The sequence below is a fragment of the Streptomyces sp. Ru71 genome, assembly GCF_002920535.1.
Lineage (GTDB): Bacteria > Actinomycetota > Actinomycetes > Streptomycetales > Streptomycetaceae > Streptomyces.
In genome coordinates, this window is sequence record NZ_PQSS01000176.1 from 1 (window position 1) to 907 (window position 907).

The window sequence follows — 907 nt, forward strand, 5'->3', positions numbered from 1 at the left end:
AGCATCTGGTCGCATTGGGTCACCAGCAAATCGCGCTGTTAGCGGGCCCATTAAGTTCTGTCTCGGCGCGTCTGCGTCTGGCTGGCTGGCATAAATATCTCACTCGCAATCAAATTCAGCCGATAGCGGAACGGGAAGGCGACTGGAGTGCCATGTCCGGTTTTCAACAAACCATGCAAATGCTGAATGAGGGCATCGTTCCCACTGCGATGCTGGTTGCCAACGATCAGATGGCGCTGGGCGCAATGCGCGCCATTACCGAGTCCGGGCTGCGCGTTGGTGCGGATATCTCGGTAGTGGGATACGACGATACCGAAGACAGCTCATGTTATATCCCGCCGTTAACCACCATCAAACAGGATTTTCGCCTGCTGGGGCAAACCAGCGTGGACCGCTTGCTGCAACTCTCTCAGGGCCAGGCGGTGAAGGGCAATCAGCTGTTGCCCGTCTCACTGGTGAAAAGAAAAACCACCCTGGCGCCCAATACGCAAACCGCCTCTCCCCGCGCGTTGGCCGATTCATTAATGCAGCTGGCACGACAGGTTTCCCGACTGGAAAGCGGGCAGTGAGCGCAACGCAATTAATGTAAGTTAGCTCACTCATTAGGCACCGGGATCTCGACCGATGCCCTTGAGAGCCTTCAACCCAGTCAGCTCCTTCCGGTGGGCGCGGGGCATGACTATCGTCGCCGCACTTATGACTGTCTTCTTTATCATGCAACTCGTAGGACAGGTGCCGGCAGCGCTCTGGGTCATTTTCGGCGAGGACCGCTTTCGCTGGAGCGCGACGATGATCGGCCTGTCGCTTGCGGTATTCGGAATCTTGCACGCCCTCGCTCAAGCCTTCGTCACTGGTCCCGCCACCAAACGTTTCGGCGAGAAGCAGGCCATTATCGCCGGCATGGCGG

The 907-nt window shown here is 57.7% G+C and carries 2 pseudogenes; both read left to right on the top strand.

Annotation, left to right across the window (positions count from 1 at the left end):
- Positions 1-569 (top strand): annotated as a pseudogene (lacI, locus tag C3489_RS38080) (DNA-binding transcriptional repressor LacI); the annotation flags it as partial.
- A gap of 49 nt (positions 570-618) precedes the next feature.
- A pseudogene (locus C3489_RS38090) lies at positions 619-907 on the top strand (hypothetical protein); the annotation flags it as partial.